General features: G+C 58.8%; 20 protein-coding genes. 5 read left to right on the top strand and 15 right to left on the bottom strand.

Translation table 11 applies throughout. The features are described from left to right. Positions 1 to 21 precede the first annotated feature (21 nt). The gene (locus LBF07_RS22575) at positions 22 to 1254 is read left to right on the top strand and encodes a serine hydrolase (protein WP_094935223.1); all 1233 of its coding nucleotides are present in this window, start codon (positions 22 to 24) and stop codon (positions 1252 to 1254) included. 22 nt (positions 1255 to 1276) lie between these two features. Here the strand turns inward: LBF07_RS22575 and LBF07_RS22570 are convergent, their stop codons facing one another. The 15 genes from LBF07_RS22570 to paaA form a co-directional block, all read right to left on the bottom strand. Next, positions 1277 to 2020, bottom strand: coding sequence for an SDR family oxidoreductase (locus LBF07_RS22570; protein WP_087822507.1), 744 nt, complete (start codon positions 2018 to 2020; stop codon positions 1277 to 1279). 256 nt (positions 2021 to 2276) lie between these two features. Then, positions 2277 to 2585, bottom strand: a complete 309-nt coding sequence (locus LBF07_RS22565; protein ID WP_308462722.1) for a nuclear transport factor 2 family protein — start codon at positions 2583 to 2585, stop codon at positions 2277 to 2279. 136 nt (positions 2586 to 2721) lie between these two features. Next, positions 2722 to 3318, bottom strand: coding sequence for a phenylacetic acid degradation protein PaaY (gene paaY / locus LBF07_RS22560; protein ID WP_023619119.1), 597 nt, complete (start codon positions 3316 to 3318; stop codon positions 2722 to 2724). A gap of 9 nt (positions 3319 to 3327) precedes the next feature. After that, on the bottom strand, positions 3328 to 4263 hold the full coding sequence (gene paaX / locus LBF07_RS22555) for a phenylacetic acid degradation operon negative regulatory protein PaaX (RefSeq protein WP_033145431.1): 936 nt from the start codon (positions 4261 to 4263) through the stop codon (positions 3328 to 3330). Positions 4264 to 4492: 229 nt separating this feature from the next. After that, complete coding sequence (gene paaK / locus LBF07_RS22550) at positions 4493 to 5809, bottom strand: phenylacetate--CoA ligase PaaK (RefSeq protein WP_045888536.1); 1317 nt, start codon at positions 5807 to 5809, stop codon at positions 4493 to 4495. Positions 5810 to 5836: 27 nt separating this feature from the next. Continuing rightward, entirely contained in the window at positions 5837 to 7042 is a 1206-nt protein-coding gene (gene pcaF / locus LBF07_RS22545; protein ID WP_094935222.1) for a 3-oxoadipyl-CoA thiolase, read from the bottom strand. Beyond that, complete coding sequence (gene paaI, locus LBF07_RS22540; protein WP_047061748.1) at positions 7042 to 7464, bottom strand: hydroxyphenylacetyl-CoA thioesterase PaaI; 423 nt, start codon at positions 7462 to 7464, stop codon at positions 7042 to 7044. The genes pcaF and paaI overlap by 1 nt, the downstream gene beginning before the upstream one ends. After that, a complete protein-coding gene (gene paaH / locus LBF07_RS22535; RefSeq protein ID WP_094935221.1) occupies positions 7454 to 8878 on the bottom strand; it encodes a 3-hydroxyacyl-CoA dehydrogenase PaaH in 1425 nt (474 codons plus the stop codon). The genes paaI and paaH overlap by 11 nt, the downstream gene beginning before the upstream one ends. 1 nt (position 8879) lies before the next feature. Then, positions 8880 to 9668, bottom strand: coding sequence for a 2-(1,2-epoxy-1,2-dihydrophenyl)acetyl-CoA isomerase PaaG (gene paaG, locus LBF07_RS22530; protein WP_094935220.1), 789 nt, complete (start codon positions 9666 to 9668; stop codon positions 8880 to 8882). Beyond that, positions 9668 to 10435, bottom strand: a complete 768-nt coding sequence (gene paaF, locus LBF07_RS22525) for a 2,3-dehydroadipyl-CoA hydratase PaaF (RefSeq protein ID WP_094935219.1) — start codon at positions 10433 to 10435, stop codon at positions 9668 to 9670. The genes paaG and paaF overlap by 1 nt, the downstream gene beginning before the upstream one ends. Further along, entirely contained in the window at positions 10432 to 11502 is a 1071-nt protein-coding gene (paaE, locus tag LBF07_RS22520) for a 1,2-phenylacetyl-CoA epoxidase subunit PaaE (RefSeq protein ID WP_094935218.1), read from the bottom strand. The genes paaF and paaE overlap by 4 nt, the downstream gene beginning before the upstream one ends. Before the next feature lie 7 nt (positions 11503 to 11509). Then, positions 11510 to 12007 carry a 1,2-phenylacetyl-CoA epoxidase subunit PaaD gene (gene paaD / locus LBF07_RS22515; RefSeq protein ID WP_094935217.1) on the bottom strand — a complete coding sequence of 166 codons (498 nt, stop codon included), beginning with the start codon at positions 12005 to 12007 and terminating at the stop codon, positions 11510 to 11512. An 11-nt stretch (positions 12008 to 12018) separates the two neighbouring features. Beyond that, on the bottom strand, positions 12019 to 12765 hold the full coding sequence (gene paaC, locus LBF07_RS22510) for a 1,2-phenylacetyl-CoA epoxidase subunit PaaC (protein WP_094935216.1): 747 nt from the start codon (positions 12763 to 12765) through the stop codon (positions 12019 to 12021). Positions 12766 to 12773: 8 nt separating this feature from the next. Continuing rightward, on the bottom strand, positions 12774 to 13061 hold the full coding sequence (gene paaB, locus LBF07_RS22505) for a 1,2-phenylacetyl-CoA epoxidase subunit PaaB (RefSeq protein ID WP_206462024.1): 288 nt from the start codon (positions 13059 to 13061) through the stop codon (positions 12774 to 12776). A 12-nt stretch (positions 13062 to 13073) separates the two neighbouring features. After that, on the bottom strand, positions 13074 to 14003 hold the full coding sequence (gene paaA / locus LBF07_RS22500) for a 1,2-phenylacetyl-CoA epoxidase subunit PaaA (protein ID WP_232926339.1): 930 nt from the start codon (positions 14001 to 14003) through the stop codon (positions 13074 to 13076). 285 nt (positions 14004 to 14288) lie between these two features. Here paaA and paaZ point away from each other — a divergent pair, with 285 nt between their 5' ends. The 4 genes from paaZ to LBF07_RS22480 all read left to right on the top strand — a co-directional run bounded on the left by paaZ (position 14289) and on the right by LBF07_RS22480 (position 22401). After that, entirely contained in the window at positions 14289 to 16331 is a 2043-nt protein-coding gene (gene paaZ / locus LBF07_RS22495; protein WP_094935215.1) for a phenylacetic acid degradation bifunctional protein PaaZ, read from the top strand. 471 nt (positions 16332 to 16802) lie between these two features. Beyond that, positions 16803 to 19079 carry a primary-amine oxidase gene (tynA, locus tag LBF07_RS22490; protein ID WP_094935214.1) on the top strand — a complete coding sequence of 759 codons (2277 nt, stop codon included), beginning with the start codon at positions 16803 to 16805 and terminating at the stop codon, positions 19077 to 19079. Positions 19080 to 19247: 168 nt separating this feature from the next. Continuing rightward, complete coding sequence (locus LBF07_RS22485) at positions 19248 to 21221, top strand: alkyl/aryl-sulfatase (RefSeq protein ID WP_094935213.1); 1974 nt, start codon at positions 19248 to 19250, stop codon at positions 21219 to 21221. Between the two features lie 73 nt (positions 21222 to 21294). Further along, a complete protein-coding gene (locus tag LBF07_RS22480) occupies positions 21295 to 22401 on the top strand; it encodes a GGDEF domain-containing protein (protein WP_094935212.1) in 1107 nt (368 codons plus the stop codon). Positions 22402 to 22471: the final 70 nt, after the last annotated feature.

Genomic DNA, 22471 nt, shown 5'->3' with positions numbered 1-22471 from the left:
CCACCACACTCGCTATCAGGTATGCAGAACATAACAAAAAAAATTCGCTGGCTTCTGCTTACTCTCCCACTCCTCAGCGGTTGTGGCACGCTCTCACAGATGTCCTCCCCGGAAGGTACTCAGGAACTTCTCACCCATGATTCGCTGGATGGCGACGTTGACAGCGTGGTGCGTCACTATATGGCGCAAAAATCCGTTCCCGGGATGACGGTCGCGGTGATCCATAATCACGGCTCGCCGCAGTTTTACACATGGGGCGTAACCGATGCGGTCAATCGCTATCCGGTCAGGTCCGACACCCTGTTTGCGCTCGGCTCGCTCAGCAAAGGGATCACGGCGGAAGTGGTGGCTTGTCTGGTGAATGAAGGGCAACTGAACTGGAACGATAACCTGGCGACATTGCTACCGCCGGGGACGCCGCTTAGCGCGGATGCACAAAAAATCACCCTGCTTGAACTGGTAACCCACACCTCCGGCCTGCCGCGTCAGAATATGGATGTTCCGATGCTTGGGAAATTCATCGGCTATTTAAGCACGGGCGAAAATTTCTATAGCGAGCTGGACAGCGATAACGTGCTGCGCTACCTCGCCGACTGGCGGGCGCCAAAGAATAAAGTGCCGCAATATTCCAATACCGGCTACGCCCTGATCGGCTATATCCTGAAGCACAAGACCGGCGAAGATATCCAGAGTTTAGCCTCGCGCTATATTTTCCGTCCGCTGCAAATGGCTAACAGCAGCTTTATACCCCAGCAGCTCAAAGGCTACCCGCAGCGGGCGCTTGGCCACGCGGGCGATCAGCCTAAATTCATCCCGCGCGGGCAGCTCACCCCGGACTGGCATTTTTCCAACAACATGGTGGCGGCAGCGAGCTTGTACAGCAACGCCGAAGATCTGGCGGCCTATGCCCGCTATCACGTCTCAACGACCCACAATCCCCTGCTGGACAATGTCTTTGCCGAAGTCAGAAATACCGATATTCAACGTCCCGACGGAGTGCAGGGTATTGCCTGGACCACCGACTTTATCGGCCTGGAAAAAATCACCTATCAGGTCGGCTATATCGGCGGCTACTCCAGCTTTATCGGCTATGACAAAGAAAAAGGCAATGCGGTGGTGGTGCTGCAAAATACCTTTAACTGGAGTAATTACATTGGCATCGCGCTATTAATGGATATGGCGAAAAAAGACAGCCAGAGCCCTGGCAGCCGCTTTGCGATTAATGAGATTCCAAAACGCGTTTATCAGCAATAGTAGTGAACGCCCGCCGTCAGATTCAGGCCTGATGCGCAAGATCTTCGCGAGTCGGCCCCTGAAAGTAGATAGTACTAATATGGCAACTTCGAGGCTGAGTCAGTACAAAACGAATCGTTTCCCAGATTGACCATCCATTCACCAGACGCTCCCCCATTCTTGATTGATTATCGACATGCGCATCTAAACCGGTCAGTTCAAAATCAGGCGGATATAATCCGGTTACCCGAATGTTTTCTTTGGATAAGTGTTCTGACAGTTTCGTTGTAAAGCCGCTGAGCCCGTGTTTGCTGGCAAAAAAAGCGGGATGGGCAATCGAATCTGTAAAGTTCGGAATACCGCACGCAGAGATAACTGCAATGATGTCTGCACTGTCTGAGCGTCTTAAACCCGGAAGCATTGCCTGGGTTAGCAGGATTGAACCTGTCAGGCCTGAACTGACGGTATTGAAGATTTCTGTGCTCGAATGTTCGTCTATTGTCCCGGACAACCACTGAGCAGCATTCAGAATTAAAATATCGATTGGCCTGTCTGAATGTAAGACCTGCGAAGAAAACTGAGAAATGGATTCCGGCAGGGCTAAATCACAGAGATACCCTTTCGCCTCACCACCTTCAGCCGCGATGAGGCTGCAGGTTTTTTGAATATCCACCGCCCGACGGGCGCTAAAATCCACTTCAACGCCCTCTCGGGCAAGCCAGACGCACAGCGCCTGACCAAATCCCCCGCCGCCACCCGTGATAACAGCTCTTTTACCCCTCAGCATAACTCTGCGTCCTCTGTCGTGATGAGTCTGTATCGAGAATTAATAGCATGATGAGGCGGGTAACATCTTCCCGTTAGTGCCATTTACAGCGGGAAAGAGCGCTTGAGCGTCTTTTATATTTCCCCAGAGAATTAGCTACCTCTTTCTTCGGCACAAGCTGCCAACGCCTGGTTTACTGGACTCGGATAATGGTTTATTTATTCTTGAATTTAACTTTGATTAATAATCTATACTGCGCCATTCTCCGATTTTATATTTAACTCTCTTTCGACTCGGGAGTCCCCTGATGAAAAACCAGTTTCCACTGGTCATTATCAAAACGCTCCCAACATGAAGAACGAAGAGAAGTACGACTGCCATCTGGATTAAACGTCCTGTAATGTAATATAGCGAAATTATCGCTTACGTTGATGAGTTGATAATCGCGACTGAGAATAGTTGGCGCATTTATTTCAGCAGAAAGGCATTCTATTGTCTCTGTACGAGTGACTAACACGCCTGTACGTGTTATTTCTCTAAATTCTTTATGAAGTATTTGTTCAAGCCACTCCCTGTCTTTTCGCATGTCGCCATGTAGAGAACATTCAAGTCTAATAAGCTTCTCAAGGAGCATAGTGATTGCCCTCATTACATGTCAGTGTTTATAAAACGATAATCGATCTAAGGCAATGGCCGCTCCTGCCATGAAGCGGACCTTCCCCCTACACCGCCGACTTCGGCCTTAAGTTCTCATCAAACGTCAGCCGTTTCCGGTCAGGCTCAGCCTCGCGCAGCGGCTCCACCTGGTGCATAGTGAGCTTGCAGCGCTCCACCAGCACCTGATACTCCCGCGTGCCCTGCTGCTTCCACGCCAGCTCCTGCTCGCTCAGCTCGCGAATCGCTTTGGCCGGGCTGCCGATAATCAAATGGTTGGCGGGCATCTCCGCTTTCGCCTTCACGAACGCCGCCGCGCCGACGATGCTGTTTTCACCGATGACCGCGCCGTCCATCACCACCGCGTTCATGCCCACCAGCGCATTACGGCGGATCACGCAGCCGTGGAGAATGGCGCTGTGGCCGATATGCCCGTCCTCTTCCACCACCGTGTCCTGCTCCGGGAAGCCGTGCATCACGCAGTTATCCTGAATGTTGGCACCGTCTTTCACCACGATACGGCCAAAATCACCGCGCAGGCTGGCGTTAGGACCGACGTAAACGCCTTTGCCCAGAATCACGTCGCCAATCAGCACCGCCGTCGGGTGAACATAGCTCTCGTCCGGTACGACCGGCGTCAGACCGTCAATTTGATAAACTGGCATCTTCGCTCCTTATGCGCTTGTAAGACCACCAAAGCGTTGATAGTAGAGCGTGCCGGGCACGGGCAGCTCGCCCACGGAGGTTTCGCCCTTCTCGCTGACAAACGCCAGCGCCCCCGGCGCGACACGCTGATAGATGTTAATGCAGAGCTGTCGGGCGCTTTGCCCCGCCCAGTGCGCGGGCAGCAACTCTTCCGGCAGCAGCGGATCTTTCAGCACCACGCGACGATAAAAGTGAATCAGCAGCAGCTGGATCTGGAAACAGCGTTCCGGCGTCAGCTCCTCCGGCGCGGCCTCTTTCAACAGCGGCAGCAGCGGGCGGAATGAATCGATGAACGTCTCGTACATCGCGTTTTGCTCGGTTAGCTGCCAGCACTCCTCCACCCGCGAACGCAGCGCGGCACGGGAGAGCGCCAGCGGCGAGTGGGCTTCAAAGAAAATCACGTTTTCCGCCACGCCGGCATCGTGAAGCAGGGACTGCACGTCCGCCAGATGCTGCGACGGCGAGGCCATCAGGCTCGGCGCCAGCGTGCCAAACCCCTGCCAGATCAGCTGTTTTTTGACGTCGGCAAGGGTGGTTTTATCCAGACCTTCGGAGAGCAGCAACAGCCATTTGCCGTCCCATGCGGGCAGTTCCGCACGGTAAATCTTATTCTCCGCGCGACGCGTCAGGCGAAGCCCCTTATCGCTCAGGCGGTAAAAGCTGCGACGTCCGATGCGGGAAACGTCCAGCCAGCCCTCTTTGTTGAGGCGAAACAGCGCGGTGCGCACGAAGCGCTCGCCAAACCCCATGCCTTCCAGCAGGGCGGCCAGGCTACCGAGCCAAATCTCACCGCCGCGATGGGAAAGCGCGTCACCGTATAACGAGGAGATAAGCGAGGTCCCGCTGACGGGAACGGAGCTGACCGCGTGCTGGATAAAGGCGTCGAGTTTATTCATGTGATTCATTCTGTTGTTATTTTTGTCCTGGATGAATCATAGCATAGGATTCTGGGATAGCCCCTCACCCTAACCCTTTCCCAAAGGGAGAGGGAACTTTTACACCCTCTCCTTTTGGGAGAGGGAACTGTTTACACCCTCTCCTTTTGGGAGAGGGAACTGTTTACACCCTCTCCTTTTGGGAGAAGGAACTGTTTACACCCTCTCCCTTTGGGAGAGGGCCGGGGTGAGGGAAAACTTAGCCGTTGGCCGCAGCTTTACGCAGGTCAAACACCCGGCAGGCTTTGCCCTCCGAGCGCGGGATGCTGCCGCAGTTAACAATCATTACGTCGGTGGAAATCCCCACCATCGACTTAATGCGGTGGCGAAGCTGGTGGCACACCTGGCAACGCTGCTCATGGGTCAGCGTGAGGCTACTCTCTTTCAGCTCGACCTTCACGGAAAGTGAATCAAGATGCCCGCGACGGTTCACCTCCAGCTGATAGTGCGGAGAAAGGTGTTCGAACTTGACGATCTCCTCTTCCAGCTGCGACGGGAAGACGTTGACGCCGCGGATGATCAGCATATCGTCACTGCGCCCGCTGATGCGGTCCATGCGGCGCATGCTGCGCGCGGTGGCCGGGAGCAGACGCGTTAGATCGCGGGTGCGGTAGCGGATCACCGGCAGCGCCTCTTTGGTCAGCGTGGTGAACAGCAGTTCGCCCTGCTGGCCGTCATCCAGCGGCGTGCCGTCGTTCGGGTTGACGATCTCCGGGTAGAAGTGATCTTCCCAGATGGTCGGGCCGTCGACGGTTTCGATACACTCCATCGCCACGCCCGGCCCCATCACTTCGGAGAGGCCATAGATATCCAGCGCGGTAATGCCCAAGCGTTTTTCGATTTCGCGACGCATGGCCTGCGTCCACGGCTCGGCGCCGAAGACGCCCACGCGCAGGGAACAGCCGCTGGCATCGCCGCCCATCTGGCGCTCCAGCTCCTCAATCAGGTTGAGGCAGTAGGACGGCGTCACCATGATCATATCCGGCTGGAAATCACGGATCAGCTGCGCCTGTTTCTCCGTCTGGCCGCCGGACATCGGGATCACCGTCGCGCCTAAACGCTCGGCGCCGTAGTGCGCCCCCAGCCCGCCGGTAAACAGGCCGTAGCCATACGCCACGTGAATTTTGTCCTTCGCGCTGCCGCCCGCGGCGCGCAGGGAGCGGGCCACCAGATTGGCCCAGTTGTCGATGTCGCCCTGCGTGTAGCCGACAACGGTCGGTTTGCCGGTGGTGCCGGATGAGGCGTGAATACGCACCACCTGCTCCATCGGCACGGCAAAGGTATCGAACGGATAGTTATCCCGCAGGTCCTGCTTGGTGGTGCACGGGAATTTACGGATATCCGCCAGCTCGTTGAAATCGTCAGGGTGAACGCCCGCCGCGTCAAACTTGCGTTTGTACATCGGCACGTTGTTGTAGGCGTGATGCAGCGTCCATTTCAGACGCTCGGTCTGCAGAGCCTGTAGCTCGTCAAGGGAGGCCGTTTCAATCGGATCAAGCTTTGTTGTATTTGTCATTGTAGGGTACTCACATTGTTTTTATGCTCAAACACGCTCAAGGATCATGGCAATGCCCTGACCCACACCGATGCACATCGTACACAGCGCGAAGCGCCCGCCGCGTCGGTGCAGTTCGTTGCTCGCGGCCAGCGCCAGTCTGGCACCGCTCATGCCCAGCGGGTGGCCCAGCGCAATCGCGCCACCGTTCGGGTTGACGTGCGCGGCATCATCCGGCAGGCCTAACTGGCGCAGCACGCCCAGCGCCTGCGAGGCGAAAGCTTCGTTAAGCTCGACAACGTCCATATCGTTAATGCTGAGTCCGGCGCGCTCCAGCGCCTTGCGGGTGGCCGGGACCGGGCCGAGCCCCATCAGACGAGGCTCCACGCCCGCCGTCGCCATCGCCACGATCCGCGTGCGCGGGACCAATCCCTGCGCCAGCGCCATCTTCTCGCTGGCGACGATCAGCGCCGCAGCGCCGTCGTTGACGCCGGAGGCATTCCCCGCCGTGACCACCCCGTTCTTACGAAACGGCGTTTTTAGCCCGGCGAGCTGTTCGAGCGTGGTGTCCGCGCGCGGATGTTCATCCACGCTGAACTCAGTGACCGTCCCTTTTTTTCCCGGCACCGGTACCGACACAATCTCCTGCGCCAGAATGCCGTTCTGCTGAGCCTGCGCGGTACGCTGCTGGCTGCGCAGCGCGAATGCGTCCTGATCGGCACGGCTGATATTTAACAATTCAGCTACATTCTCTGCCGTTTCCGGCATACTGTCAGTTCCGAATTGCTGATGCATGAGCGGATTCACAAATCGCCAGCCGATGGTGGTATCAAAGATTTCCGCCTGACGCTGAAACGCGGCGGTGGCTTTACCCATCACAAACGGCGCGCGGGACATGGACTCCACGCCGCCCGCAATCAGCAGCTCGCCATCGCCCGCCTTAATGGCGCGGGCAGCAAACCCAATCGCGTCCAGACCCGACCCGCACAGGCGGTTAATGGTGGTTCCGGACACCGTCTGCGGCAGCCCGGCCAGCAGGGACGACATGCGCGCTACGTTGCGGTTATCTTCCCCCGCCTGGTTAGCGCAGCCGAAAATCACATCGTCGATCCGCTCGAGGTCGAGTTGGGGATAGCGGGCCAGCAGCGCGCGCAGCGGCACGGCACCGAGATCGTCGGTCCGGACTGCGGCAAGCGCGCCGCCGTAGCGACCCACCGGGGTTCGAACGCCATCACAAATAAATGCGTCACGCATCAGGCCTCTCCTGTCACGCTGCCGCCGATGCGGTGAGATTTCCCGCGAAAAAGGGCGACGGTTTTCTGTTGCTGGTTCTGGATTTCAATGTCATACACGCCGGTCAGCTTGCCCTGATGCATCACCCGCGCGGTGGCGGTGAGCGTGTCCCCGGCAAAGCCCGGACGCAGAAAATCAATCGAGCAGCCTGAAGCTACCGCCGCCAGCCCCTGGCTGTTGCAGGCGTAGGCAAAGGCGGTGTCTGCCAGCGAAAAAAGCTGTCCGCCGTGGCAGGTTTCATGGCCGTTCAGCATCTGCGGGGTGATGGTCATGGTCACCACCGCGTAGCCCTCGTCCATGTCGACAATGTCCATCCCCATCGCCTGCGCGCAGGCGTCCCGTTCGTACATCGCGCGGGCGTTATGCCAGGCGTTATGACTCATAGCTACTCTCCAGAAGCGCGCGCTGGCGCAGCAGTGAACAGGGGCGATAGCGCTCCTCGCCGTAATGACGCTGCAGGTTCTCCAGCAGCGTCAGCAGGCGCTGCCAGCCCAGCCGCTCGCCCCAGGCGATCGGCCCGCTCGGGTAGTTCACGCCCAGGCGCATAGCGGTATCGATGTCCTTCTCGCTGGCGACCCCTTTTTGCAGGGCATCCAGCGCTTCGTTGGCAATCATCGCCAGCGTGCGCCAGACCAGCAGGCCGGGATAATCGGCAATTTGCACCACCCGGTTACCCTGCTGCTGCAGGTAGCGGATGGCCTTTTGCGTCGCGGTGTGCGGGTTGCTGGCGGCCGCCGCAATCACCGCCACGTCGCGCTCAATGCGGTCCACTACCACCACCGGGCCGTTGAGCCGCAGCGACAGTGCCTGAGCGGTTTCGCCCTGCGTTTCAATCAGGTACACATCATCAATTTCGGTGACACCGTCACGTCTTCTTTCCACGCGCATCGGACTGTAGCTGTCGTTCACGGCCTGCACCCACTGCACGGCGGGTTTGTCACCCTGCCAGTCGTAGACGCCCTTCCCGCTCTTTTTACCCAGCCTTCCCGCCAGCACCAGCTCCTGCTGCACCAGAGAAGGCAGAAAACGACGCTCCTGCCAGAAGGCGTTAAATACCGAGCAGGTCACCGCGAAATTCACGTCCTGACCAATCATGTCGGTCAGCTCCAGCGGCCCCATCGGGAAACCGCCGCCGTCGCGCAGGGCGGCATCAATCACCTCCGGCGGCGCGACCTGTTCTTCCAGCGCGCGCCAGGCTTCGGAATAAAACGGACGCGCGACGCGGTTGACGATGAACCCCGGCGTTGACTGGCAGCGAACGGGCTGTTTGCCCCAGTTCAGCGCCAGCTCGCACAGCGCGTCGGCCACTTCCGGGGAGGTCGCCAGCCCGCTGACCACCTCCACCAGCTTCATCACCGGCGCCGGGTTGAAGAAGTGCAGCCCTGCGACGCGCTCCGGGTGGTGGACGTCCGCAGCAATCGCCGTAACGGAGATGGAAGAGGTATTGCTGGTCAGCACCGTCTGCGGCGGGCAGATCTCAGCCAGCCGAGCAAACAGCGCCTTTTTCACCTCCAGACGCTCGGAGGCCGCTTCTATGACCAGATCGGCCGCGGCGAGCGCCTCGATATCCGTGACCGGAAGCAGCCGGGCGAGGATCTGGCTCCCGGCATCGGCGGAGAGTTTTCCGCGCGTCACCCGGGAGGCCAGACGCTGGCGGATCCCGTCGATGGCCCGCGATATCGCATCGCTGGAGATGTCGTAGATCAGCACCTGATGCCCATGGCTGGCCGCGACTTCGGCAATCCCTGCGCCCATCGTGCCGCTGCCAATCACGGCGACAGTCCGTATGTTCAGCATCTTATTTCCCCGTAAAGTTCGGCGCGCGCTTCGCCAGGAAGGCGCTGACGCCCTCGCGGTAGTCGTCGCTGCGCCCGGCCAGGCGCTGGTAGTCGCGCTCCAGATCGAGCTGGGCGTCCAGGGTGTTGGTTTCCGCGGCATTGATCGCCTGCTTGATCAGCCCCAGCCCGAAGGTCGGTTGAGACGCAAAGTGCAGCGCCATCTGCTGCGCCGTAGCGGAGAGCTGTTCGTCATCCACTACCTGCCAGATCATCCCCCAGGCCTGCGCCTGTTCGGCGCTGAGCTTGTCGCCGAGCAGCGCCAGCCCCATGGCGCGGGCGCGTCCGGCCACGCGCGGCAGCAGCCAGGTGCCGCCGCAGTCCGGCACCAGGCCGAGCTTGCTGAAGGCCATCACAAAGTTGGCGGAACGGGCGGCAATGACCATGTCGCACCCCAGCGCCAGCGTGGCACCCGCGCCGGCCGCCACGCCGTTAACGGCACAAATGACCGGTTTCGGCAGCTTTGCCAGGCGGCGCACCAGCGGGTTATAGAAGGTTTCAACGGACATCCCCAGATCCGGCGCCGGACCGTTGGGGTCGACGTTGCGGTCGTTCAGATCCTGACCGGCGCAAAAGCCGCGTCCCGCCCCGGTGATCAGCAGGCAGCGAACGGTGTCATCACGCTCGGCCTGTTTCAGGCACTCGGCAAGCTGCTGGTGCATCACGTCGTTAAAGCTGTTCAGACGCTCCGGACGGTTCAGCGTAATGGTCATTACGCCCTGCTCAACATGACTGAGAATAAATTCCACAATTAGCGTCCTTTAAAGTCGGGGGTGCGTTTTTGTAAGAAGGCGTCGATGCCTTCCCGGCGGTCTTCGGTGGCAGAAAGCAGCGTAAACAGCTGGCGCTCCTGCGCGAGTCCGGCCTGGAGCGGTACCTCCTGAGACTGGCGCAGCGCCTGTTTCGCCGCCTGCAGCGCCAGCGGAGAGTGGCGCGCCATCAGCGCCGCCTGCTTCAGGGCATACTCCAGCGTCAGCGCTGCCGGGAAAACGTCGCTCACCAGCCCGGCGCTCAGCGCCTGCTGCGCGGAGATACTCTCGCCGGTCAGCACCATTTTGCTGGCAAGGGATTTACCGACGCTGCGGATAAGACGCTGGGTGCCACCTGCGCCGGGCATAATGCCCAGCGTAATTTCCGGCAGGCCAAAGCGGGCGTTATCGCCAGCAATGACTACGTCGCACAGCAGCGCCAGCTCGCAGCCTGCGCCCAGCGCGAAGCCGTTCACGGCGGCAATCAGCGGTTTAGGAAAAGCGTTGATGCGCGCCCACAGCTGCGGGCGGATATCGTTCAGCGTGGCGGGCAGATCTTTCTCGGCCATTTCGTTGAGATCTGCCCCGGCGGCAAAGCAGCGCTCGCTGCCGTAAATCACGCAGACGGCGATGTCGGCATCTGCTGCGGCGTCCTCAAGCTGCTCGGCAATCTGGGTTAACAGCGCGTTATTGAGGGCGTTGCGCGCCGCCGGACGGTTTAGCGTCAGCTGCTGCAAGCGGCCATGACGGGTAACAATCAGTTCGCTCATGCCATCCCCTTCGCGTCGAAGTCGACAATCACGTCGGCGGTTAACGGCAGCGACTGGCAGCTCAGCACGTATCCGGCGGCCAGCTCGTCCGGCTCCAGGCTGTAATTGGTCGCCATGTCCACCTTCCCACGCAGCACTTTGCATTTACAGGTGGCGCACACGCCGCCCTTGCAGGCATACGGAAGATCCGCCCCCTGACGCAGGGCGGCATCCAGGATGCTTTCGTCGTCCGCCGTCAGGGTGATTTCGCGATCGCGCCCGTCCTGGCGCACGGTCACTTTCTGTCCTTCCGCCTGGACGTGCACCGCGCGTTTAGCGGTGGTCCCCGGGGTGTTAAAGCGCTCAAGGTGAATGGATTTGTCCGGCATCCCCAGCGCCTTCAGCGTCGCTTCGGCGTCGTCCATCATCGCCGACGGGCCGCAGATAAACGCCTCGTCGTACTGGCGGAAGTTAATCAGGGTTTTCGCCAGCGCCTGCAGCTTTTCCCCGTCGATACGGCCAAAGAGCAGATCGCTGTCCAGCCGCTCCTGGCTGAAGATGGAGACCAGCTGCAGCCGCTGCGTGTACTTGTCTTTCAGGTCCGCCAGCGCCTGGCGGAACATCATGCTCTGGCTGCTGCGGTTGCCGTAGATCAGGGTGAACTGGCTGTTGGGTTCGGTTGCCAGCGTCGCGGAGATAATCGCCAGCATCGGGGTGATCCCGGAGCCTGCCGCAATCGCCAGATAGTGGCCTTCACGTTCAGCCCGCGGCTGGTAGCCAAACTGCCCCTGAGGGACCATCACCTCCAGGGCCATGCCCGCTTTGATCTCATCACGGGCATAGCGGGAAAAGCGCCCGCCGTCGATGGCTTTGACCGCCACGCTGATTTCGCCCGGGGCGGTACTCCGGCAGATGGAGTAGCAGCGGCGCAGCTCGTCCCCGCCAAGCTTCGTTTTTAACGTCAGGTGCTGGCCGGGGCGGAAGCGGTAGGCGTCCTGCAACGCCTGCGGCACCGCGAACGTGATGGTCACCGCGTCGCGGGTTTCGGGTTCCACTTTTGCCACTGTTAATGAATGAAACGTTGTCATGGCAGCCTCAAATACATTTGAAATAGTCGAAGGGCTCGCGGCAGGTGTTGCAGCGGTAGAGCGCTTTGCAGGCCGTCGAACCAAATTCACTGATAAGCGCGGTGTCGGTGCTGGCGCAGCGCGGGCAGCTCACCTCCACAGGCGCGTGCGCGTGGCAGCTATGCCCCACGGGCGGGCTGATGCCGTAGGACCGCAGGCGCTCGCGCGCGTCGGCGGTCATCCAGTCGGTGGTCCAGGCGGGTTCAAGCTGGAGCACAATGTGTACCGGGGTAAAGCCGTTCGCGCTCATCGCGTCGCGGATCGCCCCCAGCAGGTGCTCCGTTGCCGGGCAGCCCGAGTAGGTTGGCGTGAAGCCAATGACCCAGCCTTCCCCCTGCGCCTTCACGCTGCGCACCATGCCTAAATCGGTGATGGTTAATACCGGCACTTCCGGATCGGGGATCTGGCTTAACAGCGACCAGATCTGCGGGATTTGCGCGGGCGCGATGTCGACGAGGCGTTGCATAGCGTTCTCCTTTACCACTGCTGACCGGGATACGCGCGCTGGAGATACTGCATTTCCGCCAGCATCGGGCCCAGATGTTCGGTATGCAGCCCCCTCTTGCCCCCGGTGCGGTACGCCACCTCTGCGGGAACCTGCAGGCAGCCTTCATTGAGACCGGCAAAGACTTCGCTTTCCCACGGCTGGCGCAGGACGCGCGGGTCAACCGCCACGCCGGCGTCAATCAGGGCCAGCTCGACGTCATCGGCTTCAAACAGCTCCGCCGTAAAACGCCACAGGTTGTCGATGGCCTGCTGCATTTTTTGCGCGGACGTTTCGGTCCCGTCGCCCAGACGCACCAGCCAGCCGCGGCTGAAGCGCAGGTGGTAGCGCGCCTCTTTAATCGCTTTGGCGGCGATGGCCGCAAGCTGGCCGTCGCTGCTCCGGGTCAGGCGTTCGTACAGCGCCACGTTCCAGGCATCCATCAGGTACTGGCGGGCAATGGTGTCGGCGAAGCTGCCGTTCGGCTGCTCCACCAGCAGGACGTTGCGGAACTGGCGCTCGTCGCGGCCAAACGCCAGCGTGTCTTCATCGCCCTGGCCTTCCCGCTCCGCGGCATAGGTCAGGAAATTGCGCGCCTGGCCCAGCAGGTCGAGACCGATATTGGCGAGCGCGAGGTCAATTTCCAGCTCCGGCGCGTGGCCGCACCAGGCGCCGAGACGCTGGGAAAGCACCAGACCGTTGTCGCCCAGACGCAGGGCATAGGCAGTCACTGAATTCATTCTTTGCCTCACATATGCTCGATGCCGTCGGGGATGGTGTAGAACGTCGGATGGCGGTAAACCTTGCTTTCCGCCGGGTCGAAGAACTCACCGCTCTCTTCCGGCTGGGAGGCGACAATCTCGCTCGCCTTAACCACCCAGACAGAAAACCCTTCGCTGCGGCGGGTGTAGGCATCACGCGCATTTTCCAGCGCCATGCGATCGTCGGCGGCATGCAGACTGCCCACGTGACGGTGGGATAACCCTTGTTTGCTGCGTACGAACACTTCGTACAGCGGCCAGTAGACGTTGCTCATGGTTATTTCCTCTTATGCGGCCTGACGGGCGCGCTGTTTTTCCGCGTGCGCCAGTGCGGCTTCGCGCACCCACGCCCCCTCTTCCCAGGCTTTACGTTTGGCGGCCAGGCGCTCGTGGTTGCAGATGCCGCGCCCGCTGATGACCTCGTCAAACTCATGCCAGTCGATCTCGCCGAAGCGATAATGACCGCTCTCTTCATCCAGACGCAGGTCGGGATCCGGCACCGTCATGCCCAGCATCTCCACCTGCGGCACCGTGTTGTCGACAAAGCGCTGGCGAAGTTCGTCATTGCCGAAGCGTTTGATTTTCCACGCCAGGCTGCGGGCGCTGTTCGGTGAGTTGTCGTCGTTCGGCCCGAACATCATCAGCGCTGGCCACCAGAAGCGGTTGATGGCGTCCTGCAGCATCTGACGCTGGGCCTCGCTGCCCTGCGCCAGCGCCATGCAGGCCTCAAAGCCCTGGCGCTGGTGGAAGCTCTCTTCTTTACAGATTTTCACCATCGCGCGGGCATACGGACCGTAGGAGGTCCGGCACAGCGCCACCTGGTTGACGATAGCGGCACCGTCCACCAGCCAGCCGATCACGCCGATATCGGCCCAGCTCAGGGTCGGATAGTTGAAGATGGAGGAGTATTTCATCCTGCCGTCGAGCATTTTCTGGTAGATGTCTTCCCGCGCGCAGCCCAGCGTTTCCGCCGCGCTGTAGAGATAGAGTCCGTGCCCGGCTTCGTCCTGAACTTTCGCCAGCAGGATCGCTTTTCGGCGCAGCGTCGGCGCGCGGGCGATCCAGTTCCCTTCCGGCAGCATGCCGACAATTTCGGAGTGCGCATGCTGACCAATCTGACGGATCAACGTCTTACGGTAGGCGTCAGGCATCCAGTCCTGAGGCTCAATCGCCGTCTCCTGCGCTATGCGCTGCTCAAACCGTTGTTCTTGCGTCACGTCATCACCTTTATGATTCGTTAGTTTGCAAATTAAGGCGTAATGTTGAATCACTTTGTTTTTTAGAAGTTACACATAGGTTAAATATAACCCCAAGAATTGTTTCCTGGTTTTGTGATGCTGCTCGCAAGGCTTTTGCATCAGGCCTTTCAGAAAGCGTCTTCAAGCGATGCGATTCATCCAGCCAGATCACAACGTTAACAATTCATTAAAAACTCAGCTTGATTTTTATGATTCACGATCAAACTATTAATGAGTAAATCACGTAACATTTGGAGATAAGCGATGCAGCAGTTAGCCAGCTTCTTATCCGGTACCTGGCAGTCTGGCCGGGGCCGCGAGCGCACTATTCATCACGCCATCAGTGGCGAAGCCCTGTGGAGCGTGACCAGCGAAGGGCTGGACATGGTGGCCGCCCGTCGCTATGCGATTGAGCGCGGCGGGGAAGCGCTTCACGAGATGACCTTTATCGAACGTGCTGCCATGCTGAAGGCGGTGGCAAAGCACCTGCTCAGCGAAAAAGAGGCGTTCTATGCCCTGTCAGCTCAGACGGGCGCAACGAAGGCGGACAGCTGGGTGGATATTGAAGGCGGCATCGGCACCCTCTTCACTTACGCCAGCCTGGGCAGCCGCGAGCTGCCGGATGACACGCTGTGGCCGGAAGACGAGTTAATCCCACTGTCGAAAGAAGGCGGCTTTGCGGCGCGCCACGTCCTCACCTCCAAATCCGGCGTGGCGGTGCACATCAACGCCTTTAACTTCCCCTGCTGGGGGATGCTGGAAAAGCTGGCGCCGACCTGGCTTGCCGGCATGCCCGCCATCATCAAACCCGCTACCGCGACCGCGCAGGTGACGCAGGCGATGGTGAAATCCATCGTCGACAGCGGACTGGTGCCGGACGGCGCCATCAGCCTGATCTGCGGCGGCACGGGGGATCTCCTCGACCAGCTCGACAGCCAGGACGTGGTGACCTTTACCGGCTCCGCCAGCACCGGGCAAAGCCTGCGCGTGCACCCGAATATTGTGGCGAATTCGATTCCGTTCACCATGGAAGCCGACTCCCTGAACTGCTGCGTGCTGGGGGAAGACGTCACGCCGGAACAGCCGGAGTTTGCGCTGTTCGTCCGGGAAGTGGTCCGCGAGATGACCGCTAAAGCCGGGCAAAAATGTACGGCCATTCGCCGGATTATCGTCCCGCAAAACCAGATTGACGCGGTGAGCAAGGCGCTGATTGCCCGCCTGGAAAAAGTGGTGGTGGGCGACCCGGCGCAGGAAGGGGTGAAGATGGGTGCGCTGGTCAACGCCGAACAGCGCGCGGACGTGCAGGAGAAAGTGGAGCAACTGATCGCCGCTGGCTGCCAGATCCGTCTGGGCGGCAAAGCGGATCTGCAGGCCGCGGGCGCGTTCTTCCCACCGACCCTGCTGTTCTGCCCGCAGCCGGACGAAACCCCGGCGGTGCACTCAACCGAAGCCTTCGGCCCGGTTGCGACGCTGATGCCATATCGCAACGCACGCCACGCGATGCAGCTTGCCCGCGCGGGCGGCGGCAGCCTGGCGGGTACGCTGGTCACCGCAGACCAGGCCATTGCCCGCGAGTTTATTGCCGGCGCGGCGCGCGCCCACGGACGCATTCAGATCCTTAACGAGGAATCATCAAAAGAGTCTACCGGCCACGGCTCCCCGCTGCCTCAGCTGGTGCACGGCGGCCCGGGCCGCGCGGGCGGCGGCGAAGAGCTGGGCGGCCTGCGCGCGGTGAAGCACTATCTGCAGCGCACCGCGATTCAGGGCAGCCCGACGATGCTGGCCGCCATTGGCAAACAGTGGGTGCGTGGCGCAACGGTGCAGGAAGATCGCGTTCATCCGTTCCGCAAATACTTTGAGGAGCTGCAGCCGGGCGATAGCCTGCTGACGCCGCGCCGCACCCTCACGGAAGCGGACATCGTGAACTTTGCCTGCCTGAGCGGGGACCATTTCTACGCCCATATGGACAAGATAGGCGCGGCAGAGTCGATCTTTGGCGAGCGCGTGGTGCACGGCTACTTCCTGATCTCCGCCGCGGCGGGACTGTTTGTTGATGCGGGCGTCGGGCCGGTTATTGCCAATTACGGCATGGAAAACCTGCGCTTTATCGAGCCGGTTAAGCCGGGCGATACCATTCAGGTGCGTCTGACCTGCAAACGTAAAACGCTGAAGAAACAGCGTACCGCCGAGGAAAAACCAACCGGCGTGGTGGAATGGGCGGTTGAGATCTTCAACCAGCACCAGCAGGCCGTGGCGCTCTACTCCATCCTGACGCTGGTGGCGCGCCAGCAGGGCGAATTCAGCTAACGTCCCTTCCCCTTTACCACAATGGCTGGTGGCTCCCGGTAATTTGACGCTGCTTACAGATTCACTGGGGGCCTTCAGCAAGGCCCTCAACATAAAGTGAACGGAATAACCTCCACAGCCGTATGTTCCCCCTCACCCCAGCCCTCTCCCTCAAGGGAGAGGGGGCCGTCTGTGCTGACATCATTTGTGGGGAGAGGAAATGGCTCGGCCTGTGATTTATCCCCGCTCTTTTTTTAACCTGGCAAGGCTGACAAATAATCTGGCAGATGCAGGCAAACGCTTTTCTCGGGCGCCTGTCAGGATAAGGCTGTCACAACACAATATCCCCTAAATAATTCGAGTTGCAGGAAGGCGGCAAGGGAACGAATCCCCCGGAGCGTACATAAGTACGTGACTGGGGTGAGTGAGTGCAGCCAACGCACCTGCAACTTGAAGTATGACGGGTATAAACACAACAAGATGAGGTCTACGATGGGAAGCAATTCTTCTTTTTCTGCCCGTAGAACGGCGCTGGCCATGGCCGTTGCGCTGTGTTGCGCCTGGCAATCCCCTGTTTTCGCCCACGGCAGTGAGGCGCATATGGTCCCGATGGACAAAACGCTGCAGGACTTTGGTGCGGACGTTCAATGGGATGATTACGCACAGATGTTCACCATTGCGAAAGACGGTGCCTTTGTGAAGGTCAAGCCGGGCGCAAAAACCGCCATCGTCAACGGTAAAACCCTCAGGCTTCAGGTGCCGGTGGTGATGAAAGGCAAGAAAGCCTTTATTTCAGATACCTTCATCAACGATGTTTTCCAGTCCGGCCTTGACCAGACCTTCCAGGTTGAAAAACGCCCTCACCCGTTAAACGCGCTAACGGCGGACGAAATTAAGCAGGCCGTTGAGATTGTAAAAGCCTCGGCGGACTTTAAGCCGAATACCCGCTTTACCCAGATCGCCCTGGCAGAGCCCGAGAAAGCCAAAGTGTGGGACTTTGTGCTTAACGGTACGGCAGTGGATGCCCCGCGTCAGGCGAAGATCGTCATGCTTGATGGCAAGCACGTTATCGAAAGCGTGGTGGACCTGAAGGATAAAAAAATCCTGCGCTGGGAACCGGTAAAAGACGCGCACGGCATGGTGCTGCTGGACGATTTCACCGCGGTTCAGCAGATCATCAACGAAAGTACCGAGTTCGCCGAGGTGCTTAAAAAACACGGCATCACCGACCCGAAAAAAGTGATTACCACGCCGCTGACCGTCGGCTATTTCGACGGTAAAGACGGCCTGAAGCAGGAAGATCGCCTGCTGAAGGTGGTGAGCTATCTGGACGTGGGCGACGGCAACTACTGGGCGCACCCGATTGAAAACCTGGTCGCGGTTGTCGATCTTGAGCAGAAAAAGATCCAGAAGATTGAAGAAGGCGCCGTTGTTCCGGTTCCCATGACCCCGCGTCCCTATGATGGCCGCGACCGCGTAGAAACGGTGAAGAAACCCCTGGAGATCGTCGAGCCGGAAGGCAAGAACTACACCATCACCGGGGATATGGTGCACTGGCAGAACTGGGATTTCCACCTGAGCCTGGACTCCCGCGTCGGCCCGATGATTTCAACCGTCACCTATAACGACAACGGCAAAAAGCGCCAGGTGATGTATCAGGGGTCACTCGGCGGCATGATCGTCCCTTATGGCGATCCGGACGTGGGCTGGTACTTTAAAGCCTACCTCGACTCCGGCGACTACGGTATGGGCACCCTGACCTCACCGCTGGTGCGCGGTAAAGACGTGCCGTCCAACGCCGTGATGCTCAATGAAACCATTCCGGATTACACCGGCGCGCCGATGGAGATCCCGCGCGCGATCGCCATTTTCGAACGCTACGCCGGGCCGGAATATAAACACCAGGAGATGGGTCAGCCAAACGTCAGCACCGAGCGCCGCGAGCTGGTGGTGCGCTGGGTGAGTACCGTGGGCAACTACGATTACATCTTCGACTGGGTGTTCCATGAAAATGGCACCATCGGCATTGATGCCGGCGCGACGGGTATCGAAGCGGTGAAAGGCGTTCAGGCGAAAACCATGCACGATGCCACCGCCAAAGACGACACCAAATACGGCACGCTGATCGACCATAACATCGTGGGCACCACGCACCAGCACATCTACAACTTCCGTCTCGATATGGACGTGGACGGCATCAACAACAAGCTGGTGGCGATGGATCCAGAAGTGAAGCCGAATACCGCCGGGGGCCCGCGCACCAGCACCATGCAGATCAATCAGTATGATATTGATACCGAGCAGCAGGCGGCGCAGAAATTCGACCCGGGCACCATTCGGCTGCTGAGCAACACCAGTAAAGAGAACCGCATGGGCAACCCGGTCTCGTACCAGATTATCCCTTACGCGGGGGGGACGCACCCGGTGGCGACCGGCGCGAAATTTGCCCCGGACGAGTGGATTTATCATCGCCTGAGCTTTATGGACAAACAGCTGTGGGTGACCCGTTACCATCCGGATGAGCTCTACCCGGAAGGAAAATTCCCGAACCGCTCCGTACACGACACGGGCCTGGGACAGTACAGCAAGGATAACGAGTCGCTCAACGATCGGGATGACGTGGTCTGGATGACCACCGGCACCACCCACGTCGCCCGCGCGGAAGAGTGGCCGATTATGCCGACGGAATGGGTGCATACCCTGCTTAAACCGTGGAACTTCTTCGACGAGACGCCAACGCTCGGGAAAAAGAAAGACGAAAAGAAATAAATAACGCACCGGGCGCAATGCCCGGTTTTTCATCCATTTACTTGCTGAATACCACTCCCCGATTATAGTTATTTCTACCTCATATATTTCCATTGCATTTCTTGAACCACTTTCAGCCAGGACACGAAGTTTCCACGAACGACGTAATACATCACTGAGAGGTTTAGGATGAAATTCAATTTGATCGTCAGGAGTCTTGCTCTGGCTGGACTTGTTATTTCCGTCAGTTCCGCGTATGCCGCAGACGCCCCGAAGGATGCCACGACTGCAACGCAACAAGCCAATAACGCCCTGTTTAATCAGCTTCCTTTCTCCGACAACACCGATTTTACGAACGCCCATAAAGGCTTTATCGCACCGATTCCTCAGGAAATTATCAAAGGGGAACAAGGGAATGTCATCTGGGATCCACAGCAATATTCATTTATTAAAGAAGGCGATAAAGCACCGGACTCCGTTAATCCCAGCTTATGGCGTCAATCTCAGCTGATTAATATTAGCGGCCTGTTTGAAGTGACCGATGGCGTATATCAGATCCGAAATCTTGACCTGTCAAATATGACCATCATTGAAGGGAAAGAAGGTATTACCGTGGTTGACCCGCTGGTGTCGGCAGAAACGGCGAAGGTCGGGATGGATCTCTATTTTAAAAATCGCGGCAAGAAGCCTGTCGCCGCCATTATTTATACCCACAGCCACGTTGACCACTATGGCGGCGTGCGCGGCGTGGTGGATGAAGCCGACGTGAAGTCCGGCAAAGTGAAGGTCTACGCGCCAGCCGGGTTTATGGAAGCGGCCGTTGCCGAGAATATCATGGCGGGCAACGTGATGAGCCGCCGCGCCAGCTATATGTATGGCAACCTGCTGAAGCCCGATGCCAAAGGCCAGGTGGGCGCGGGCCTGGGTACGACCACCTCCGCCGGAACGGTGACGCTGATTGCCCCGACCAATATCATTGAGAAAGACGGGCAAAAAGAGGTTATCGACGGCCTGACCTATGATTTTATGCTCGCACCGGGATCCGAAGCGCCATCGGAAATGCTCTGGTATATCGAAGAGAAAAAACTGATTGAATCCGCTGAGGACGTGACCCATACCCTGCACAACACCTACTCGCTGCGCGGGGCCAAAATCCGCGAGCCGCTGCCGTGGTCGAAATACATCAACCAGGCGATTGTGCGCTGGGGTGACAAAGCTGAAATCATCATGGCGCAGCACCACTGGCCGACCTGGGGCAACGAAAACGTGGTCAAGCTGCTGAAAAGCCAGCGCGATCTCTATCGTTACATCAACGACCAGACGCTGCGTATGGCGAACGAAGGGCTGACGCGCGACGAAATCGCAGCGAACTTCAAGCTCCCGGATTCACTGGCGCATACCTGGGCCAACCGCGGCTATTACGGTTCGGTGAGCCATGACGTAAAAGCCACCTATGTGCTGTATCTGGGCTGGTTTGACGGTAACCCGGCGACGCTGGATGAACTGCCGCCTGAAGAAGGCGCGAAGAAATTCGTGGAGTATATGGGTGGCGCGGATGCCATCCTGAGCAAGGCGAAAACCGACTTCGACCAGGGTAACTACCGCTGGGTGGCGCAGGTGGTGAGCAAAGTGGTCTTTGCCGATCCGAACAACCAGGCGGCACGCAACCTGGAAGCGGATGCGCTGGAACAGCTTGGCTACCAGGCTGAATCCGGTCCGTGGCGTAACTTTTACCTGACCGGTGCGCAGGAGCTGCGTAACGGCGTGGTGAAAGGGCCAACGCCGAATACCGCCAGCCCGGATACGGTGCGCGCGATGACGCCAGAGATGTTCTTTGACTATCTGGCTGTCCATATCAACGGACAAAAAGCGGGTGACGCCAAATCGGTGTTTAACATCGATCTGGGCAGCGATGGCGGGAAGTACAAACTCGAGCTGGAAAACGGCGTGCTGAACCACACGGCGAACGCGGAAGCAAAAGAGGCGGACGCGACGCTGACGCTTAACCGTGACACCCTGAATAAAATCATCCTCAAGGAGGTGACGCTGAAACAGGCCCAGGACAGCGGAAATATTAAAATTACTGGCGACAGCGCGAAACTTGATGCCATGCTTAGCTATATGGACAAGTTTGATTTCTGGTTTAACATTGTGACACCGTAACGGTGCACGCAAAAGGGCGGTTCGTCCGCCCTTTCCTGCTTCACGTGTTAGCCAGAAAGGGTAAAAAGCGTCAATGGAAAAAAGAAAAAAACCGACACTTGAACGGGCAACCTGGCCAACGCGCCATGCTATGGTTATTCACGGGCTGGCGATGAACCTGCCGTGGCTGGCCTTCGTGAATATCAGCTTCGCGGTGATGATTCTGCTGCGACACGTTTTGCTTAATACCAGCGATCCCCTGTATCCCCATTCGCCGCAGCTGACGAGAATAGTTGATGCCTCCATGCTCGGCATTATCATCCTCTCCGCTGCGCTGATCCTGATGGCCTGGCGGCGCATCGCCGGCATCAGCGTGGTGCTGTTTATCTGCAGCGCCATCTGGTCGGTCTCCTGCTTCTGGTTTATCACCCAGCTGCTGCTCCCGCACGTCTGGCCGCTGTGCGTCATTTTATTACTCGCCGGCTTAACGGCGCTCTATTTTTATCCTGAAGGATTGCTCGCCTTTGTGCTCCCGCTCTGGATCACCCTGCCGGTAGCAAGCTGGATACGGAACGATGGCCTCAACCTTCACTTCATTGTTATCTGGAGCGTGTTTTCGCTGATCCTGATTTGCGGGCGTTTCATCCTGCTGAGCTGGTTTGACGAGGCCTGGCGACGTAACCAGCAAAATCAGCTATTGATCTCCAGGCTGGATGCGCTGGCGCATCAGGATCCGTTAACCAAAACCGCCAATCGCCGGAAAATGGAAGTGGTGCTGGAGAACGCGGTTGAGCAGAAAAAAACCTTCTCGGTGATTATGCTGGATATCGACTATTTCAAACGCTACAACGACACCTACGGGCACCAGGCAGGTGACGACTGCCTGACCCGCGTGGCGCGGGTGCTGAAGCAGTCGGTGCGCACGCCTGACGATGTGGTGTCACGCTACGGCGGCGAGGAGTTCGTGGTGATCCTGTTTAACTGCCCGGAAAACATCGCAGAAAAGGTGGCCTTACGCATTCAGGACGGCCTGCGTACAGAAGCTATACCGCACAGTGCGTCAACCGTTAGCGATCGTGTCACCGTGAGCATGGGGATTGCGAGCATGGCGGAGGGGTTAGCGGGCACCGAGATCATCGCCCGCGCCGATGCGGCGCTGTATCGGGCGAAGGAGGCCGGGCGGGATCGGTGGTCGCTGTAAACATGTCGGGTGGCGGCTACGGCTTATCCGACCTACAAAATTCGCCCGGTGCAGCCTGATGCCCTCACCC

This window comes from Enterobacter cloacae complex sp. ECL352, assembly GCF_020149545.1.
GTDB lineage: Bacteria > Pseudomonadota > Gammaproteobacteria > Enterobacterales > Enterobacteriaceae > Enterobacter > Enterobacter asburiae_B.
Note: the sequence above shows the minus strand (reverse complement) of the source record. Positions and strands in the feature narration are given on the sequence as shown.

Coding starts and splice junctions, on each gene's coding strand:
- LBF07_RS22575 (WP_094935223.1), top strand. CDS start 22: ATGCAGAACATAACAAAAAAAATTCGCTGGCTTCTGCTTACTCTCCCA.
- LBF07_RS22570 (WP_087822507.1), bottom strand. CDS start 2,020: ATGCTGAGGGGTAAAAGAGCTGTTATCACGGGTGGCGGCGGGGGATTT.
- LBF07_RS22565 (WP_308462722.1), bottom strand. CDS start 2,585: ATGCGAAAAGACAGGGAGTGGCTTGAACAAATACTTCATAAAGAATTT.
- paaY (WP_023619119.1), bottom strand. CDS start 3,318: ATGCCAGTTTATCAAATTGACGGTCTGACGCCGGTCGTACCGGACGAG.
- paaX (WP_033145431.1), bottom strand. CDS start 4,263: ATGAATCACATGAATAAACTCGACGCCTTTATCCAGCACGCGGTCAGC.
- paaK (WP_045888536.1), bottom strand. CDS start 5,809: ATGACAAATACAACAAAGCTTGATCCGATTGAAACGGCCTCCCTTGAC.
- pcaF (WP_094935222.1), bottom strand. CDS start 7,042: ATGCGTGACGCATTTATTTGTGATGGCGTTCGAACCCCGGTGGGTCGC.
- paaI (WP_047061748.1), bottom strand. CDS start 7,464: ATGAGTCATAACGCCTGGCATAACGCCCGCGCGATGTACGAACGGGAC.
- paaH (WP_094935221.1), bottom strand. CDS start 8,878: ATGCTGAACATACGGACTGTCGCCGTGATTGGCAGCGGCACGATGGGC.
- paaF (WP_094935219.1), bottom strand. CDS start 10,435: ATGAGCGAACTGATTGTTACCCGTCATGGCCGCTTGCAGCAGCTGACG.
- paaE (WP_094935218.1), bottom strand. CDS start 11,502: ATGACAACGTTTCATTCATTAACAGTGGCAAAAGTGGAACCCGAAACC.
- paaD (WP_094935217.1), bottom strand. CDS start 12,007: ATGCAACGCCTCGTCGACATCGCGCCCGCGCAAATCCCGCAGATCTGG.
- paaC (WP_094935216.1), bottom strand. CDS start 12,765: ATGAATTCAGTGACTGCCTATGCCCTGCGTCTGGGCGACAACGGTCTG.
- paaB (WP_206462024.1), bottom strand. CDS start 13,061: ATGAGCAACGTCTACTGGCCGCTGTACGAAGTGTTCGTACGCAGCAAA.
- paaZ (WP_094935215.1), top strand. CDS start 14,289: ATGCAGCAGTTAGCCAGCTTCTTATCCGGTACCTGGCAGTCTGGCCGG.
- tynA (WP_094935214.1), top strand. CDS start 16,803: ATGGGAAGCAATTCTTCTTTTTCTGCCCGTAGAACGGCGCTGGCCATG.
- LBF07_RS22485 (WP_094935213.1), top strand. CDS start 19,248: ATGAAATTCAATTTGATCGTCAGGAGTCTTGCTCTGGCTGGACTTGTT.
- LBF07_RS22480 (WP_094935212.1), top strand. CDS start 21,295: ATGGAAAAAAGAAAAAAACCGACACTTGAACGGGCAACCTGGCCAACG.